14 protein-coding genes and 1 pseudogene are annotated in these 14,270 nt (G+C 60.9%); 9 read left to right on the plus strand and 6 right to left on the minus strand.

Features of this window, described 5'->3' with window-relative positions; genetic code table 11:
* Nucleotides 1-410: 410 nt before the first annotated feature.
* From IVB41_RS34735 to IVB41_RS34745, 3 genes are all read left to right on the plus strand, one after another.
* Complete coding sequence (locus tag IVB41_RS34735) at nt 411-1,286, plus strand: NmrA family NAD(P)-binding protein (RefSeq protein WP_247439219.1); 876 nt, start codon at nt 411-413, stop codon at nt 1,284-1,286.
* A 157-nt stretch (nt 1,287-1,443) separates the two neighbouring features.
* The gene (locus IVB41_RS34740) at nt 1,444-2,448 is read left to right on the plus strand and encodes an alpha/beta fold hydrolase (protein ID WP_247439221.1); all 1,005 of its coding nucleotides are present in this window, start codon (nt 1,444-1,446) and stop codon (nt 2,446-2,448) included.
* Between the two features lie 13 nt (nt 2,449-2,461).
* Nucleotides 2,462-3,484 carry a P1 family peptidase gene (locus tag IVB41_RS34745; protein ID WP_247439224.1) on the plus strand — a complete coding sequence of 341 codons (1,023 nt, stop codon included), beginning with the start codon at nt 2,462-2,464 and terminating at the stop codon, nt 3,482-3,484.
* Between the two features lie 304 nt (nt 3,485-3,788).
* Here the strand turns inward: IVB41_RS34745 and IVB41_RS34750 are convergent, their stop codons facing one another.
* Nucleotides 3,789-4,409, minus strand: coding sequence for a TetR/AcrR family transcriptional regulator (locus IVB41_RS34750; protein ID WP_247439226.1), 621 nt, complete (start codon nt 4,407-4,409; stop codon nt 3,789-3,791).
* Nucleotides 4,410-4,457: 48 nt separating this feature from the next.
* On the opposite strand from IVB41_RS34750, the gene IVB41_RS34755 reads away from it, so the two are divergent.
* Nucleotides 4,458-4,595 (plus strand): hypothetical protein, encoded by a 138-nt coding sequence (locus tag IVB41_RS34755; RefSeq protein WP_247439228.1) that lies wholly within the window; start codon nt 4,458-4,460, stop codon nt 4,593-4,595.
* 588 nt (nt 4,596-5,183) lie between these two features.
* Here IVB41_RS34755 and IVB41_RS34760 read toward each other — a convergent pair.
* Nucleotides 5,184-5,915 carry a TetR/AcrR family transcriptional regulator gene (locus IVB41_RS34760; RefSeq protein WP_247439230.1) on the minus strand — a complete coding sequence of 244 codons (732 nt, stop codon included), beginning with the start codon at nt 5,913-5,915 and terminating at the stop codon, nt 5,184-5,186.
* A gap of 219 nt (nt 5,916-6,134) precedes the next feature.
* Between IVB41_RS34760 and IVB41_RS34765 the strand changes: the two genes are divergently transcribed.
* The 4 genes from IVB41_RS34765 (at nt 6,135) to IVB41_RS34780 (ending at nt 10,679) form a co-directional block, all read left to right on the plus strand.
* Nucleotides 6,135-7,085 (plus strand): cyclase family protein, encoded by a 951-nt coding sequence (locus tag IVB41_RS34765; protein WP_247439232.1) that lies wholly within the window; start codon nt 6,135-6,137, stop codon nt 7,083-7,085.
* 14 nt (nt 7,086-7,099) lie between these two features.
* On the plus strand, nt 7,100-8,407 hold the full coding sequence (hisD, locus tag IVB41_RS34770; RefSeq protein WP_247439234.1) for a histidinol dehydrogenase: 1,308 nt from the start codon (nt 7,100-7,102) through the stop codon (nt 8,405-8,407).
* A gap of 71 nt (nt 8,408-8,478) precedes the next feature.
* On the plus strand, nt 8,479-9,915 hold the full coding sequence (locus IVB41_RS34775) for an MFS transporter (RefSeq protein WP_247439236.1): 1,437 nt from the start codon (nt 8,479-8,481) through the stop codon (nt 9,913-9,915).
* The gene (locus tag IVB41_RS34780; protein ID WP_247439238.1) at nt 9,912-10,679 is read left to right on the plus strand and encodes an SDR family NAD(P)-dependent oxidoreductase; all 768 of its coding nucleotides are present in this window, start codon (nt 9,912-9,914) and stop codon (nt 10,677-10,679) included. The genes IVB41_RS34775 and IVB41_RS34780 overlap by 4 nt, the downstream gene beginning before the upstream one ends.
* A 190-nt stretch (nt 10,680-10,869) precedes the next feature.
* Here the strand turns inward: IVB41_RS34780 and IVB41_RS34785 are convergent, their stop codons facing one another.
* Together IVB41_RS34785 and IVB41_RS36000 are read right to left on the minus strand one after the other, a co-directional pair.
* Nucleotides 10,870-11,238 (minus strand): hypothetical protein, encoded by a 369-nt coding sequence (locus IVB41_RS34785; protein ID WP_247439240.1) that lies wholly within the window; start codon nt 11,236-11,238, stop codon nt 10,870-10,872.
* A gap of 40 nt (nt 11,239-11,278) precedes the next feature.
* Nucleotides 11,279-11,632 (minus strand): annotated as a pseudogene (locus IVB41_RS36000) (hydroxymethylglutaryl-CoA lyase); the annotation flags it as partial.
* A gap of 71 nt (nt 11,633-11,703) precedes the next feature.
* Here IVB41_RS36000 and IVB41_RS36005 point away from each other — a divergent pair.
* On the plus strand, nt 11,704-11,817 hold the full coding sequence (locus tag IVB41_RS36005; protein WP_407062517.1) for a hypothetical protein: 114 nt from the start codon (nt 11,704-11,706) through the stop codon (nt 11,815-11,817).
* Nucleotides 11,818-11,995: 178 nt separating this feature from the next.
* Here the strand turns inward: IVB41_RS36005 and prpB are convergent, their stop codons facing one another.
* Together prpB and IVB41_RS34800 are read right to left on the minus strand one after the other, a co-directional pair.
* The gene (gene prpB / locus IVB41_RS34795) at nt 11,996-12,919 is read right to left on the minus strand and encodes a methylisocitrate lyase (protein WP_247439253.1); all 924 of its coding nucleotides are present in this window, start codon (nt 12,917-12,919) and stop codon (nt 11,996-11,998) included.
* Nucleotides 12,920-12,940: 21 nt separating this feature from the next.
* Complete coding sequence (locus IVB41_RS34800) at nt 12,941-14,119, minus strand: 2-methylaconitate cis-trans isomerase PrpF family protein (RefSeq protein ID WP_247439255.1); 1,179 nt, start codon at nt 14,117-14,119, stop codon at nt 12,941-12,943.
* Nucleotides 14,120-14,270: the final 151 nt, after the last annotated feature.

The raw sequence follows: 14,270 nt of genomic DNA on the forward strand, positions 1-14,270 counted from the left end.
CCGAGATGAGCGCCCGGCAGTCCCCAATGGCGAAGGTTGAGCTTGTTCAACGCAACCTACTCCAAATGACTTGCTATTGACCAGGGCGATCACCTGCAATGTTCACCGGGCTCAGGACGATAGCGGCCGTTTGCTGGTCTACGAGCCTTACAAAGATCGAAATGTTTGCGATGCGCATCTTTCGCGCGAGCCAATCAAGCGCTTGATTGCGACGACTCCAGTCGCTGTTTATCGCTCCTGCGCCCATCGGCCGCACAACAGGGCATCGACATCCGCAAGGGCGATTTCGTCATCGTCCGTACCGGCCATTAAGAACGCTGCCAATCAAAAATCGCAAGTGGGCTATCTCGGAGGATCCACCAGAAACTGCCCCAGCATGTGAGAGTTACCCTAGCGGATGAAACGGAGGAATGCAGATGTATGTTATCATGGGGGGCACCGGACACGTTGGCTCGGCAACGGCGGACATACTGCTCAATCGGGGGAAGGCGGTTACAATTATCACCCGATATTCCAGCCGCGCAAGCGGCTGGCGTGCGAAGGGAGCCGAGATTGTTGAGGCAGACGTCAACGACGTTTCGTCGCTCCATGCAGCACTTGGCTGCGGTCGCCGCGCCTTGCTTCTCAACCCGCCTGCCGATCCGAGTACAGACACCGACGCTGTTGAGAAATCCACCATAGGCAACATTCTCGCAGCGCTGGCAGGATCGGGGCTGGAAAAAGTCGTCGCGGTGTCAACTGGCGGCGCGCAATCCGGCGACAGGATCGGCGATTTGAGCACTCTGTGGCAGCTCGAGGAGGGCCTGAGGCAGCAGTCGATCCCAGCTGCGATAAATAGAGGGGCATATTATATGAGCAACTGGGACAGCTTGCTCGGCGCCGTTCGCAGCACAGGCAAGCTGCCGAGCATGTTTCCCGCTGATCTCCCCGTCCCAATGGTTGCCCCGCGGGATCTCGGCCGATTTGCCGCGGATAGATTGTTGTCCGGCACTGATGATGCGGGTGTCCGCTATGTGGAAGGCCCAAAGCGTTATTCATCCGCAGAAGTCGCGAGGGCTTTTTCCAAAGCGCTCGGACGGCCAATAGATGTTGAGGTGGCGCCGCGGGCGGAGTGGTATGATGCGTTTCTGCGGCTCGGGTTTTCAGAGGCGGCCGCTTTATCCTACACCCGGATGACGGAAGTGAGCCTCGACAATGGATTCGACATGCCTGCTGAGGCATTGCGAGGCACGACGACGCTCGAGCTCTATATCAATAGTCTCGTAGCACGCTCTGAGACCGGCTGACGTATTGGTGTCATCACGTGGAAGTTGGTCAGCGCGCAACTTCGACGGTTTGGAGCCTTGATACGCAATTCAGTGCGTTGTGGCCCTCGTCGTGCAGTCGCCGTTCGGCGCTATCTGGGATCGCAACTTGGCGACCTGCCGGGTTCGACGCGGTCGCGTGGCCATTGACATCCCTTTTGGGCAGAGGTTACTTAGGAGAGCCGAAGTAAGGAATTTGTCCATGGAGGATTGGTATCCCGAAGCGCTGGCGGCCATCGCCACCCGGCTCGGCGTTTCCTTTACCGATCTCGCGCCGCCGCGATCGCGGCGCCTCCGCACGCCACGCGGACCCGACATCCACGCCCTCGATTGGGGCGGTCTGGGGCCGTCTGCGGTGCTGCTGCATGGCGGCGCCCTCACGGCCCGCACCTGGGATTATGTCGCCCTTGGGCTTCGGGCCGATTTCCGAATCGTGGCGCTCGACCTGCGCGGCCACGGCGCCAGCGATTGGGCGAACGACTATTCGATGGAAAGCTGTGCGACCGACGTAGCGTCCGTGCTCGACGGACTGGCGATCGAACGCATGCACGTCGCCGGCATGTCGTTGGGCGGTATCGTGGCTTGCGAGTTCGCGCTGCGCCACCCGGACCGCACCGCGAGCCTCACGATGGTCGATGTGGTCTCGCGGCCGATCTTTGCCGCAACGGCACGGATGCGCGGCTTCATAAGCGACTTTCGTAGCGCCTCCACGATTGACGAAGTCGTCGAGATGGCGCTTGCCGTCAGTCCGAAGAGTGATCCACAGCGGCTGCATTATCGAATGCAAGTCCTGCTAAAGCGTGGCCGCGACGGGCGCCTGATCTGGAAGAGCGACCGCCGTCGTCCAACGGACTTTGCCGCGATCCTGCGCCATCTGGCGGGATTCGAGGCGCGGGTCCACGAGATGCCCGCGCCGTTTCTGCTGACCAGAGGCGGCGATAGCCTGATCGTCACTGAAGACGCTGCACACAATTTCACCGCCCGATTCCCCAACGGGCGGTGGCTCAACATCCCCGGCGCGGGCCACAACGTTCAGGAAGACAATCCGCGTGAGCTGGCCAATGCGATGAGGGATTTTTGGGGCGGACGGCTGCCGTGCATGACGCTCGAAGACGTTGAACACTGCACGGCACAGGATGGCTAAGCCAGGAGCTGATATGAGGAACCTAATTACGGACGTAGAAGGTGTCCTGGTCGGAAACGCGGAGGACCAGCGCGTTGCTTCAGGAGTGAGCGTCGTTCTCTTCGAGCAACCGGCTGTTGCGTCGATTGCAATACACGGCGGCGCGCCGGGTCTTCGCGACGGCGCCCTCCTCGAACCGGAGATGACAGTCTCATCAGTCGACGCGATTGTGTTGTCCGGAGGCTCGGCGTTCGGTCTGGATGCCCCCGGTGGCGTCCAGGCACACCTGCTTGAACTCGGGCGAGGGTTAGCGGTCGGCCCTGCGCGCGTGCCGATCGTCCCCGGCGCGATTCTGTTCGATCTGGCGAATGGCGGGAACAAGGATTGGGGACACCGGCCACCCTATTGGGATCTCGGCTACCAGGCGGCGAGCTCTGCGGGTGCGACGTTCACCCTCGGCACGGCCGGCGTCGGCTATGGCCTGACCACCTATGACCTCAAAGGTGGACTTGGATCCGCCAGCGCGGTCACGTCCAACGGCTTCGGAGTTGGCGCGCTGGTCGGCGTAAACGCGGTTGGACGTGCCACACGCGGCAAGGGGCCGCACTTCTGGGCGGCGCCATACGAGCACGAGGCGGAGTTCGGTGGCCTCGGGCAGGGCGGCGAACCCACCCGCGAAGATCTGCAAATGAGAATTAAGGGAAACGCACCGGCCAACTCGACCATCGGCGTGGTCGTGACCGACGCGGCCCTGACTAAGGCGCAGATGAAGCGCGTCGCAATCATGGCCCAGGATGGGTTTGCGCTTTCGCTGCGGCCGGCTCACGCGCCGATGGACGGGGACATCGTATTCGCGGCGACGACAGGTCGGGCCGCGCGTACGGCCGACCTCACTGACCTCACCGAAATCGGAATGATGGCCGCCGAGTGCCTCGCGCGTGCCATCGCGAGGGGCATCTATGAAGCAACACCGCTCTCAAACGGCGTGGCGCCGCCAAGCTGGCGCGAGGTCCATGCAGCCTCGGGTCACCGGAAGCGCCCGACGATAGAACCTTGATCAGGCTTGTATCAGTCTAGGTTCACGAAGCTCGCGTCCACGCACTTCGCTGTGAACGCTCCACGAACTGTCACGAACGTCTACAACGTTGAAAGTGCACAGCGTGGGGGATCGCTCGCGGAGCCTTCTGCAGGCGCAGCCCGGCTCAGCGGATTCCGGCCGCCGCATCGTGTTGCGAGATCGCAGCAATTTTGGCGGTTTGATAGGAATGTCGGCAAGGTGCTGTGAAAAGCGCGGCGGAAGAAGAGTACGGCTTTGGCATTCCCGGCGCCAGGATCCGAATTTCTTCGAAGTTGGCGGTTGGTCACCCCTCCGCAAGATGGCGAGCGATCAACTTGACTGCAAAGTCGAGAAAGTCGCGCTGGTGGAGGCCAGCCGGATCTTCGGCAACGCTTGCCATCAACGCTTCGCCGGACATCGCCGCAAGCATGTGGGCAGCGCTCAAGAGTGCTATGGAGAACTGGGTGCTAGAGATCCGCGGCGCAGTTCGCTTGGCCTTCCGGGCCGATTCTAGCCGCGCTCTATGAACTCGTTCGACCAGCGGCTTGAGCATGCCCGATCCTTTTGGCCGGTGGCCAGCGACGCTAAGCCAGAGGGCGAGCTTCGCGGCTCGCTCGTCAGCATAGGTGCGCTGAAAAAGCCTACCGAGGGCGGCGACGTCAATCTGGTCAGGCGCCCATTTTTGAATGGTAGATTCAATGTCATCCACCAGCCGCCGCCCGATGCGCCGCAGGAGGGCGTCCATCAACGCTTCGCGAGTGCCGAAATGATAGTGGACGGCCGCGTCCGTGATGTTCAGATCAGCGGCAATGCGTTGGATGCGCACGCCATCAGGACCGTCGTCGTGTAATCGCCGCTCTGCTGCATCGAGAATGGCAAATTTTGCTGCTTCCGGTGTACGACGCTGTCGCTTGGCTATTGACATTCTACACTCGTCAGAATTACCTGGGGTGCCCTAAGTAGTGGATTGACCATGGACGATTGGGATCCTGAGTCGATGGTGACAATAGCCGATCGGGTTGGTATTGCGATTGCCGATCTCAAGCTGTCGCAATCGCGGCGTTTCCGCGCGAAGGATGGTGGCACCGGACTCGATATCCACGTACGCTGAACGTCCGGATATTGGTAGAATTTCCTGGATGACCGATCCAGGCGATCTATGTATTAATCGTGCCGACCGGCGCCCCGTTTCGACCAGCCAAATTCGGTGGTCAATCACAAAGCCCAATGAGTCTGATGGCCGGTTTCGATCAGCTCACTGGGGCTTAAGCGCTGCATGAGACGCAAAGTTGCTCGCAGCTTGGTAGCGTACCTACCCGGTCTTCGATTTGGGCGGGATCCAGTGGCCCGCTATCGGCGAGAGCTGAGCTATGAGACCGCAGTCGGAACCTGGTGGTTGCGACGAACATGCTGTTCGCGAAGCGCCAGACCCCGGACCTGTCGCCCAACCTGCAAAGAAGAGGCGCTAAATTTCTGTCCCGCGCAGGTCAAAGTCGTGAACTGCAATGTGGTCATGGAAGACGGGCAGTTCCTCGTCTTAGCCTTCCGCGCGCGCCGGCTCACGAAGTCGCACGAAGCTCCTTCTCGAATGAGTGCAATTTGGCCAGCGAGCATGACAGGTCCAACTGGGCCTTCTCAAGCGGTACTTGCCGGCCGACGCTGATGGTGCAAGGAGGGCTTCGACATAGCTCTCCCAGACCTAAGAGACGCCCTTCAGAGCAGATGATGACATTTTCCGATCGCATGGCCATGATCCAAGGAAGATGTGGACCGTATCGCGGATCAGGCTGTTCTTGTCGACGTGAGGATCAAGCCCATATGCGTGCTTTCTGACCCCGTAATAGAAAATGCTTCCTTGGAGAGCCCACGCTATCTCCAGATAGCGAGCTTCACTGCTCGAATCGAAGACCACCTCGCGAGCGAAACAGACCTCGATTGCGATGCGGCGTATGACACGTTCTTCGACGAGCTTTATGTACGAACTCGTGATCCCCACGTTCTTAAGTCCCGCGAACAGGTACATCCGCATCCAACCGCGGTTCATGATGACGTCTGTGTAGCTAATATAGAACTCAATCAATCGATCTTCGATGGATTGCGTCCTGTCGACCAAAAGCTCGTCCCAGTGGTCGCTCCACACGTCCAGAAACACGCTGCGGTAGACTTCGTCAATTAATTCCTCCTTTCCCTTAAAGTACTTGTACATGAGAGGCTGCGTGGTCCCCAAGTGTTCCGCCAGCTCCCGCGTCGTGGCGCTGAAGCCTGACTCGGCGAAGAACTCGGCCGCCTTCTGTACGATCAATCGACGGCGTTCTTCGAAGGGAAGGCGAGTAGTTTGCGACGAGCGGGATGTCGAGCGCATCCGCTTCGCCGCCGCCTTTTTTCCTTTTGGACTTCGGGCAAGCGGCTTCTGCTTGTCGCTCTTCTTCATGGTCTTGCCTGCAGCTTCGCCCCAGTTCGGAGCGCGGAACTTCGAATTGCTTTATACCCATGCGGTTACTTCAGCGCAATAAATCCGCCGGACCCTGTTATCGGTAAGTAATCAACCGATAACATGGAGCATTTGGCTTTGTGGTGGAAAACGCCCTTGCAAAAGTGCGCCAGCGCTGCCGAGTTATCAAACGATAACGAAGCCTGAGGGAGCGATATCGTGAAGCTGGACAGGGCGGGCATTCTGAAGGCCGCGGAGAAGATTTCAAATTGGGGTAGGTGGGGAGCGGACGACCAGATAGGCACTCTCAACAACGTCACACCGACCGACATTGTCGGCGCTGGGCAACTGATCCGTAAGGGCAAGGTGTTCTCCCTCGGGCTCTCGTTGAAGGAACCAATTCAGTCGGGTCTCTTCGGGGGCCGATGGAATCCGATCCACACGATGCTCGCGACCGGCACTGATGCGAAGCTCGGAAATCAGGATGAGCCGTTTCCCTACCTGCGGTATGCGGACGACGCGATCAACATGCCTTGTCAGGCGTCAACGCAGTGGGATGCGCTTTGCCACGTCTTCCTCGACGATAAAATGTATAACGGGTACGACGCTTCGCTCGTAGACGTGCGAGGGGCGAAAAAGCTCGGCATCGAGCATGTCCGCGACAAGATGGTCGGCCGCGGCATTCTTCTGGATGTCGCCCGTTTCAAGAGCGTCGATCATTTGGATGATGGCTACGCGATCACGTCCGAAGACCTGACATGCTGCGCTGAAGCACAGAAAGTGGTGGTCAAGAAGGGTGACTTCGTGATCGTCCGCACCGGCCACCAGGAGCGCTGCCTCGCCAAGAAGGATTGGTCTGGCTACGCCGGAGGGAACGCGCCGGGATTCGGATTCGAGACCTGTTTCTGGCTCCGTGAGAAGGATGTGGCCGCGATCTGCTCGGACACTTGGGGCTGCGAGGTGCGCCCCAACGAAACCAAGGAAGCCAATCAGCCGTGGCACTGGGTCGTGATTCCCTCGATGGGACTCTCGATGGGGGAGATCTTCTATGTGAAGGACCTGGCAGAGGATTGCGCGCAGGATAAGGTCTACGAATTCTTCTTTTGCGCGCCGCCGCTGCACCTCCCTGGTGGGGCGGGCTCTCCTACCAATCCTCAGGCCATCAAGTAACGAGGGAGATCGACATGGCTGAATATCTTAAGCGTGGCCGCGACGCGGCACTCCGGGCGGAGGATGCGGCCAGGGTCCGCGCGACGGTGGAGGAAATTCTTGCCGACATCGAGAAACGCGGCGACGCTGCAGTCAGGGAGCTCTCCACGAAATTCGACGGGTGGGATCGGGGCGACTATCGCCTTACGGAGGAAGAGATCAGGTCGTGCCTCGGTCAGCTTTCCAAGCGCGACATCGACGATATCAAGTTCGCACAGGAACAGGTGCACAACTTCGCGGGGCACCAGAGGGAGTCGATGCACGACGTCGAGGTCGAAACTCTTCCCGGCGTGGTTCTCGGACACAAGAACCTCCCAGTCAACTCGGCCGGCTGCTACGTGCCCGGCGGCAAATATCCTCTATTGGCCTCGGCCCATATGTCAGTCATCACCGCCAAGGTCGCCGGCGTGAGCCGGATCGTGACGTGCGCGCCACCGTATAAGGGGGGGCCCGCGCCCGCGATCGTAGCGGCTCAGCACCTTGCCGGTGCCGACGAGATCTACTGTCTCGGCGGCATCCAGGCCGTCGGTGCGATGGCGATCGGCACGGCGTCCATAGCCCCCGTCGATATGCTCGTTGGCCCAGGCAACGCTTTTGTCGCCGAAGCGAAGCGGCAACTCTTCGGCCGGGTCGGTATCGATCTCTTCGCGGGCCCGACCGAGACCTTGGTCATTGCGGACGACACTGTTGATGGTGAGTTGTGCGCGACCGACCTCCTCGGCCAGGCGGAGCACGGGCCGAATTCTCCAGCCATCCTGCTCACCACATCCCATAAGCTCGCGCAGGATACCATGAGCGAGATAGGCAGGTTGCTCCGGATCCTGCCGACCGCCGATGTTGCATCCAAGGCCTGGGAGGAATACGGCGAAGTCATCGTGTGTGAGAGCGACCAGGAGATGGTCGCCGAAGCCGATCGGATCGCCTCGGAGCACGTCCAGGTCATGACGAGAGATCCCGACTATTTCCTAAACCGCATGACCAACTATGGCGCCCTTTTTCTCGGACCGCGCACCAACGTGGCATACGGGGACAAGGTGATCGGCACAAATCATACTCTCCCGACACTCAAGGCCGCCCGCTATACCGGCGGCCTCTGGGTCGGCAAGTTCATGAAGACGGTGACGTTCCAGCGGGTCACGACCGACGCGGCCTCCGCCATGATCGGCGGATATTGCTCGCGCTTGTGCATGCTCGAAGGCTTTGTTGGGCATGCCGAGCAGGCAAACGTGCGTGTTCGCCGCTACGGAGGCCGGAACGTCCCCTACGGCGAGGCTGCCGAGTAGCCGTCAGGCAAGAGCCTTTCAAATCAATCGCGGAATGACTTGTTCGCCCGAGGGGCGGGATGGGATGCATTATGTTGTCTGCTCTTGATGAACGCTCGGACCTAACGTTCAATCAGAAGAAGCTGATATTTGCTGGCGCATTCGGACTGGTCCTCGAGTTTCTGGACTATTTCCTAATCGGCTTCGTCCTCACTTTCGTTTCTAAGCCATGGAAGCTCACGTTCGGAACATCCTCCATAATTCTGCTGTCGTCCGGACTAGGTGCCATTGCGGGAGCTGCGTTCTTCGGATGGCTCGCCGACCGGATCGGCCGCCGACGCGTCTTCCTGAGCACGCTCGCCCTGTTTTCGCTGGGTACCGGCGCTTTGGTGTTCACGCCCGATAGCGCCGAATACGGTTGGATCTATCTCACTCTCTTCCGCTTCGTGATCGGATTCGGTGCGGGCGGCCTCTACTGCGTCGATCTGCCTTTGATTCAGGAGTTCGTTCCGGCATCCCGAAGGGGAGAGGTGAGTGGCCTCGTGACGGCGGCCGTTCCGCTCGGCTTCTTGCTTGGCTCCGCGATGGTCGCTTTCGTTGCTCCTACGGTCGGCTGGCGTGGCCTTATGGGCATCTGCGTCGGCCTCGGTGCGGCGGCGCTTCTGTTGCGCGTCTGGATACCAGAGTCCCCGCGATGGCTACTGCGCAACGGTCGAACTTCAGAAGCCCGGGACTCGATTGCGTGGGCGATCGAGGTCGATCCGTCCGAGTTGCCTTTGGCTATTGACAGCGTGCCCCAGGATAAACCTGGATTCGGCGAACTGCTCAGATATCCGCGCAGCGTCGCGCTGTCCTTCCTGTCAAACCTTGGGATGCAAACCGGCTACTACGGCCTCACATTGTGGGCTCCAACACTGCTCGTGCACGTCCTGCACGTGCCGCCTACCTCCGCCGCGTTCTACATGATCTTCGTGACCAGCGCCGCCTTGCTCGGGCGAATCGGCTTCTCGGTTCTATCGGAAAAAACCGGAAGACGGCCTGCGGGACTGATCTCCAGCTTCGGCGCCGCGGCGATGTTGCTGGCCGCGGCCCTATTCGGCGATGCGCTCGCTTCCGTCTTGGTCGCTTTCGTCGGAATGCTGGCGCTCTCCTTCCTGTTCGGGGAAGGGGGTTTTGCCGTCGTTGGTCCGTATTCGGCCGAAGTCTGGCCTACGGCGCTCAGAGCGACCGGGATGGGTGCGGGGTACGGTTTCGGTGGCTTGGGGAAGGTGATCGGCCCGATGGGCTTAGCGTTCATCGTCGGCGCGTCGTCGGATGTCGTTCCCGCTTCTTCCGGCATCTCTTTTTCCACGGCGTTCATCTACTTTGCCTGCTGGTACGCGCTGGCGGGCTTGGCATTCGCGGTTTTCGGAATGGAAACAAAGGGGCGCACGGTTGAGGATCTCGAGTGGGAGCTACGAGCACTCAGTTCGACATCATCCGAGCGCGCTCCGGTTTCACCTGCGAGTGTGAAAGGACCAAGCTCATGAAACCTCTCCCACAGACACCTTCATTCCGGCTCGATGGCAGGCGCGCCCTGGTCACCGGCGCTGGCCGGGGCATCGGCCAGGCGGCCGCCGTCGCCTTGGCGACTGCGGGAGCGCACGTCACGCTTGCGGCCCGCACCGCTGCCGAGCTTGACCTTCTCTGTGAAAGCTTGCGCGCGCAAGGCCTGTCTGCCGATACCATGGTTCTGGATGTCCTGGACGTGGAGCAGGCGTCAATGAGGATCAGATCCAGCGAGCCCTTTGACATTCTACTCAACAATGCCGGCACCAACCGTCCGATGCCCATGGTAGCGGTGACGATCGATGATTTTGACGCCGTCATCGGTCTCAACGTGCGGGCGGCATTCTTTGTCGTACAGACGGTCGCCAAAAGACTCATGGAGGCAAACCGCTCCGGCTCGATCATCAACATGTCTTCGCAGATGGGGCACGTCGGAGGTGCGCGTCGCTCGATCTACTGCGCAAGCAAATGGGCTATAGAGGGGTTCTCGCGGTCGGCCGCGGTTGAGTTCGCCCCCCATGGCGTTCGTGTCAACACGCTTTGTCCGACATTCATAGAGACCCCGATGACGAGGCCCTTTTTCGCAGACCCCGACTTCAAGGCCGACGTCCTTTCCAGGATTAAGCTGGGGCGCGTGGGCACGGTCGAGGATTTGATGGGGGCAATCGTGTTTCTCGCCTCCGATGCGTCTGCCCTAATGACGGGCTCATCACTCATCGTCGACGGTGGATGGACCGCGGATTAGCGCCCGATGCCAGGGAGGCTCTGAAATGTTAGCGGACCGCATCGATGACCTATGTGATGTGGGCGGCGTTCGAAACCCACGGCGCGTTCCGTAGTCAGTCGTGCATCGACGGCGTGCTCAAAGGTGACGTAGACTCGGGCCGAAGTAGCGATGAATCGCATCGCGAGCGACCGATAGGTCGGACGAGGTGTCATGAATATCTCACATTTGGATTGTTGGCGGCGAGTACGGCCATCATCCTGCGGGTGGCGCCGCTACCGCGGTGGCTTTGCGGGGCAATGTTAAGCAGCGCTGCGATCTCCTGCGACAGCATGATCGTACATTCCGGGTCGAGACCGGTCTTGATACCCATCTCGGCCAGCATGCTGACGAGATCCTCGGTCGGAAAGTTGCCGACAGATCCGAGCGTTGTCGGCATAGCGATGCCGCCGCCGATGCCGCAGATCGCGCCTTCCAGCCACGTCACGCCGGCATCGAGCGCAGCCAGGATGTTGGCCGTCGCCATACCCGAGAGATTGTGGACATGGAATCCAAAGGGCCGCTTGCGGAAACAGCTCACCTAGCCGTCTGAACAGGCGGTTGACGTGAGCAGGGTCTTCCATTCCAAGCGAGCCCGCGAGGTAGAAGCGGCGGATGCCGCCGTCATGGAGTCGGCGCACCACAGCGATGACGTTGTCTTCGGGAATCAGCCCTTCATAGGCGCACCAGAACGACATCCCGAGCGCCATTACAAAGGCGATCCCGTTCGTCTCCGCGATCCGAAAGGAGTCCAGGTTCTGCGCGATCGCCTCGTCAATCGACATATTCTGGTTCTTGCGGGTATAGGTCGGGCTGATCGTGATCAGTCCAAGCATCTCGTCGACTTTGGCCTTCGCGGCCCGCTCGGCGCCCCGCGCATTCGGCACCAGCGCGCGATAAATCGTCCCGCGCCGGCGCTTGACGCGCTCAATCACCTCTTCGGCGTCGCGCAGGTGTCGGCCTTGCCATGACGCTCAATGGGTTTGCGGCTGCGATCATCGGTGGAATGGGCAACATTCGGGGTGCGATCGTAGGCGGTATGGTGAACGGAGTTCTTCAGTCGCTCAGCACGGCCTTCATTTCGTCAGTCTCCGGCGTTGAGATCAAGCCGAAGGGCTGAGAACGCGCCGATGCATGACTAGATGAGGAGCGTGGCCGGTCGATTTGCGCGGCGAGCTCGCGGGCCTGCTACCCCACTGACCTTTCAGGGCGAGCAGCAGTCACCGAGGCGCGCAGCGCTGCTGGCATCGACGATCAATGCCCGCATACGTCGACTCAGCGAAGTCCAACTCGCAATCTTAGTTGCGTTGCGGCATCCCGGCCGGAACGATGGTTTGCACGATCGACGAGTCGAGAGCTTCGTAGTCGTGTAGACCGATCGTTGCGTAGAGCTCCGCCCGCGTCTGCATCCGCTCAACGACCTTGTGTGTGCCGCCGTCGCGAGAAATCGCCGCATAAAGCTCTGCCTGGGCCTTGTTCGCCATGCGGAGTGAAGAGACCGGCCAGATCACCATCGCGTAGCCCATGGCCTCGAATTCAGCGGCCGTGAAGAACGGCGTCTTTCCGAACTCCGTCATGTTGGCGAGCAGGGGGACATCAGGCATGCGCTCGGCGAAGGCGCGGAACATCTCGGCCGTGTTGAGTGCTTCCGGAAAGATCGCATCCGCACCCGCCTCGATATAGAGCTTAGCGCGGGCGACCGCGCCGTCGAGGCCTTCGCTTGCGGCGGCGTCGGTCCTGGCGATGATCACGAGATCGCGCCGCGCTTTCGCTGCGGCCGCAACCTTGGCCGCCATATCGTGCGCATCAGCGATCTTCTTATCGTTGAGATGGCCGCACTTCTTGGGCAGGATCTGATCTTCGAGGTGAAGGGCGCCCGCGCCGGAGTCCTCGAAGATTCGGGTCGCGTGCATCACGTTCAGCGCCTCGCCATAGCCGGTGTCGGCGTCGACGAGGAGGGGCAGCCCAGCCGCGCGGACGATCTGGCGGACGAAGAAGGCGACCTCATCCACGGTGATGACGCCGAGATCGGGCAGGCCCATCGACGCCGTCATGGCTGCGCCTGAGAGATAAAGCGCGTCGAAGCCGGCCGCCTTGGCCTGCAATGCCGCCATGCCGTTGTGAGCGCCGGGTAGTGGCAGGATGCCGGGACGCTTCAATAGGTCGCGAAAGCGACGTCCGGCCGATTCTCGGGGAAGATCGGCGGCAACGAGATAAGTCATCGTCTGGAACTCCGGGATCGTTTACGCGCTGCGCCGCGCTTGCGCAGCCGCTTTGGCCGGTCGATAGAACACGCTGCCGTCGAACAGCCGTCTGGCGGTGCGATACACTGCGCCATGAATGGCGCGGGCCTTCGCGGGATCATCGGCATGTTCTACGGCCGCGTCGACAACGGTCGTGCCGGAGGGATGGGCGATGGTGATTGGGCCATCGCCGGCACGGACCATCCGGTTCGCAAGCGTGCCCTTGATGCGCACCGCGATTGCCAAGCAAGCGGCGCCGGTGATCGGGACCGCGCGGTGCGGCTGACCGATGGAGATCATCCGGATGCCCAGCGACATGTCCGAAGGCTCAAGCTTCCGCCCCGACAGCGTCGTCATCTGCCGCGGCGACACAATCATCGCGACTTTGGGCACGCTCGGGATATTGGCAGCTGCCGCGGCGTCGGGTGCAAGACCCATCGCCACGGAGGCCGCGCAGCGGATCGCCTCCATCCGTTCGAGAAAGACCGGATCGGCCTCGAGGGCTTCAGGCATCTCGCTGCCGTCCTTGCCAAGCGAACTGGCGTCGACGAAGACGCAAGGATTGGCGGCGTCGACGAGCGACGCCTCGATTGCGCCGAGGCCGAGGATATCGAAATGATCGGATGCGCGTCCGGTCGGGAGCAGCCGTCCGGTCCTGGTGCCGCCTGGATCGACGAATTCACACCGGACGGGCGCGCCCTGTCCGCCGACACCGTCGATCGTCATGTCGCCGTCGGTCTCGACGTCCCCGTCAGCCATGGCGAAACGTGCAACGATGATCTTGCCGGTGTTGGTGTTGTGAATGCGCACGACGGCTTCGCCGTTCGCGGGCGCCACCACCAGGCCTTCGCTGACAGCGAACGGGCCCATCGCCGAAGACATGTTGCCGCAATTTGCGCTGTAGTCGACGGCGGCACTTTTCACAGAGATCTGCGCGAACGTATAGTCGATGTCGGCATCCGGCCGCGTCGGCGCGCCGACGACGCAAACCTTCGACAGAGACGACAGCCCGCCGCCCATCCCGTCCAGTTGGCGGCCGTTGGGATCGGGCGAGCCCATGACGGACAGGAAGATCGGATCCCATTGGCCAGGATCTGCCGGCAGATCCTGTCTGTTGAATACGACGGCTTTCGACGTGCCGCCGCGCATGAAAGTGGCTCTGAGCTTGTTCTGCGGCACCAGTATCGCTCCCCTGCATACCATTGTATACGTTGGATACCAGTGTATACATTTCAGAGGCGAGCTGCTACCCTTAATTCTGATCAATGGGCGCAGTTGGCCTCTTTCCAAACAGGTGGTCGGACGCCGATTATCTTGCATCCTTCGCGTG

It is taken from the genome of Bradyrhizobium sp. 44 (genome assembly GCF_023073095.1).
Taxonomy (GTDB): domain Bacteria; phylum Pseudomonadota; class Alphaproteobacteria; order Rhizobiales; family Xanthobacteraceae; genus Bradyrhizobium.

Coding starts and splice junctions, on each gene's coding strand:
- IVB41_RS34735 (WP_247439219.1), top strand. CDS start 411: ATGCAGATGTATGTTATCATGGGGGGCACCGGACACGTTGGCTCGGCA.
- IVB41_RS34745 (WP_247439224.1), top strand. CDS start 2,462: ATGAGGAACCTAATTACGGACGTAGAAGGTGTCCTGGTCGGAAACGCG.
- IVB41_RS34750 (WP_247439226.1), bottom strand. CDS start 4,409: ATGTCAATAGCCAAGCGACAGCGTCGTACACCGGAAGCAGCAAAATTT.
- IVB41_RS34755 (WP_247439228.1), top strand. CDS start 4,458: ATGGACGATTGGGATCCTGAGTCGATGGTGACAATAGCCGATCGGGTT.
- IVB41_RS34760 (WP_247439230.1), bottom strand. CDS start 5,915: ATGAAGAAGAGCGACAAGCAGAAGCCGCTTGCCCGAAGTCCAAAAGGA.
- hisD (WP_247439234.1), top strand. CDS start 7,100: ATGGCTGAATATCTTAAGCGTGGCCGCGACGCGGCACTCCGGGCGGAG.
- IVB41_RS34775 (WP_247439236.1), top strand. CDS start 8,479: ATGTTGTCTGCTCTTGATGAACGCTCGGACCTAACGTTCAATCAGAAG.
- IVB41_RS34780 (WP_247439238.1), top strand. CDS start 9,912: ATGAAACCTCTCCCACAGACACCTTCATTCCGGCTCGATGGCAGGCGC.
- IVB41_RS36005 (WP_407062517.1), top strand. CDS start 11,704: ATGGGCAACATTCGGGGTGCGATCGTAGGCGGTATGGTGAACGGAGTT.
- prpB (WP_247439253.1), bottom strand. CDS start 12,919: ATGACTTATCTCGTTGCCGCCGATCTTCCCCGAGAATCGGCCGGACGT.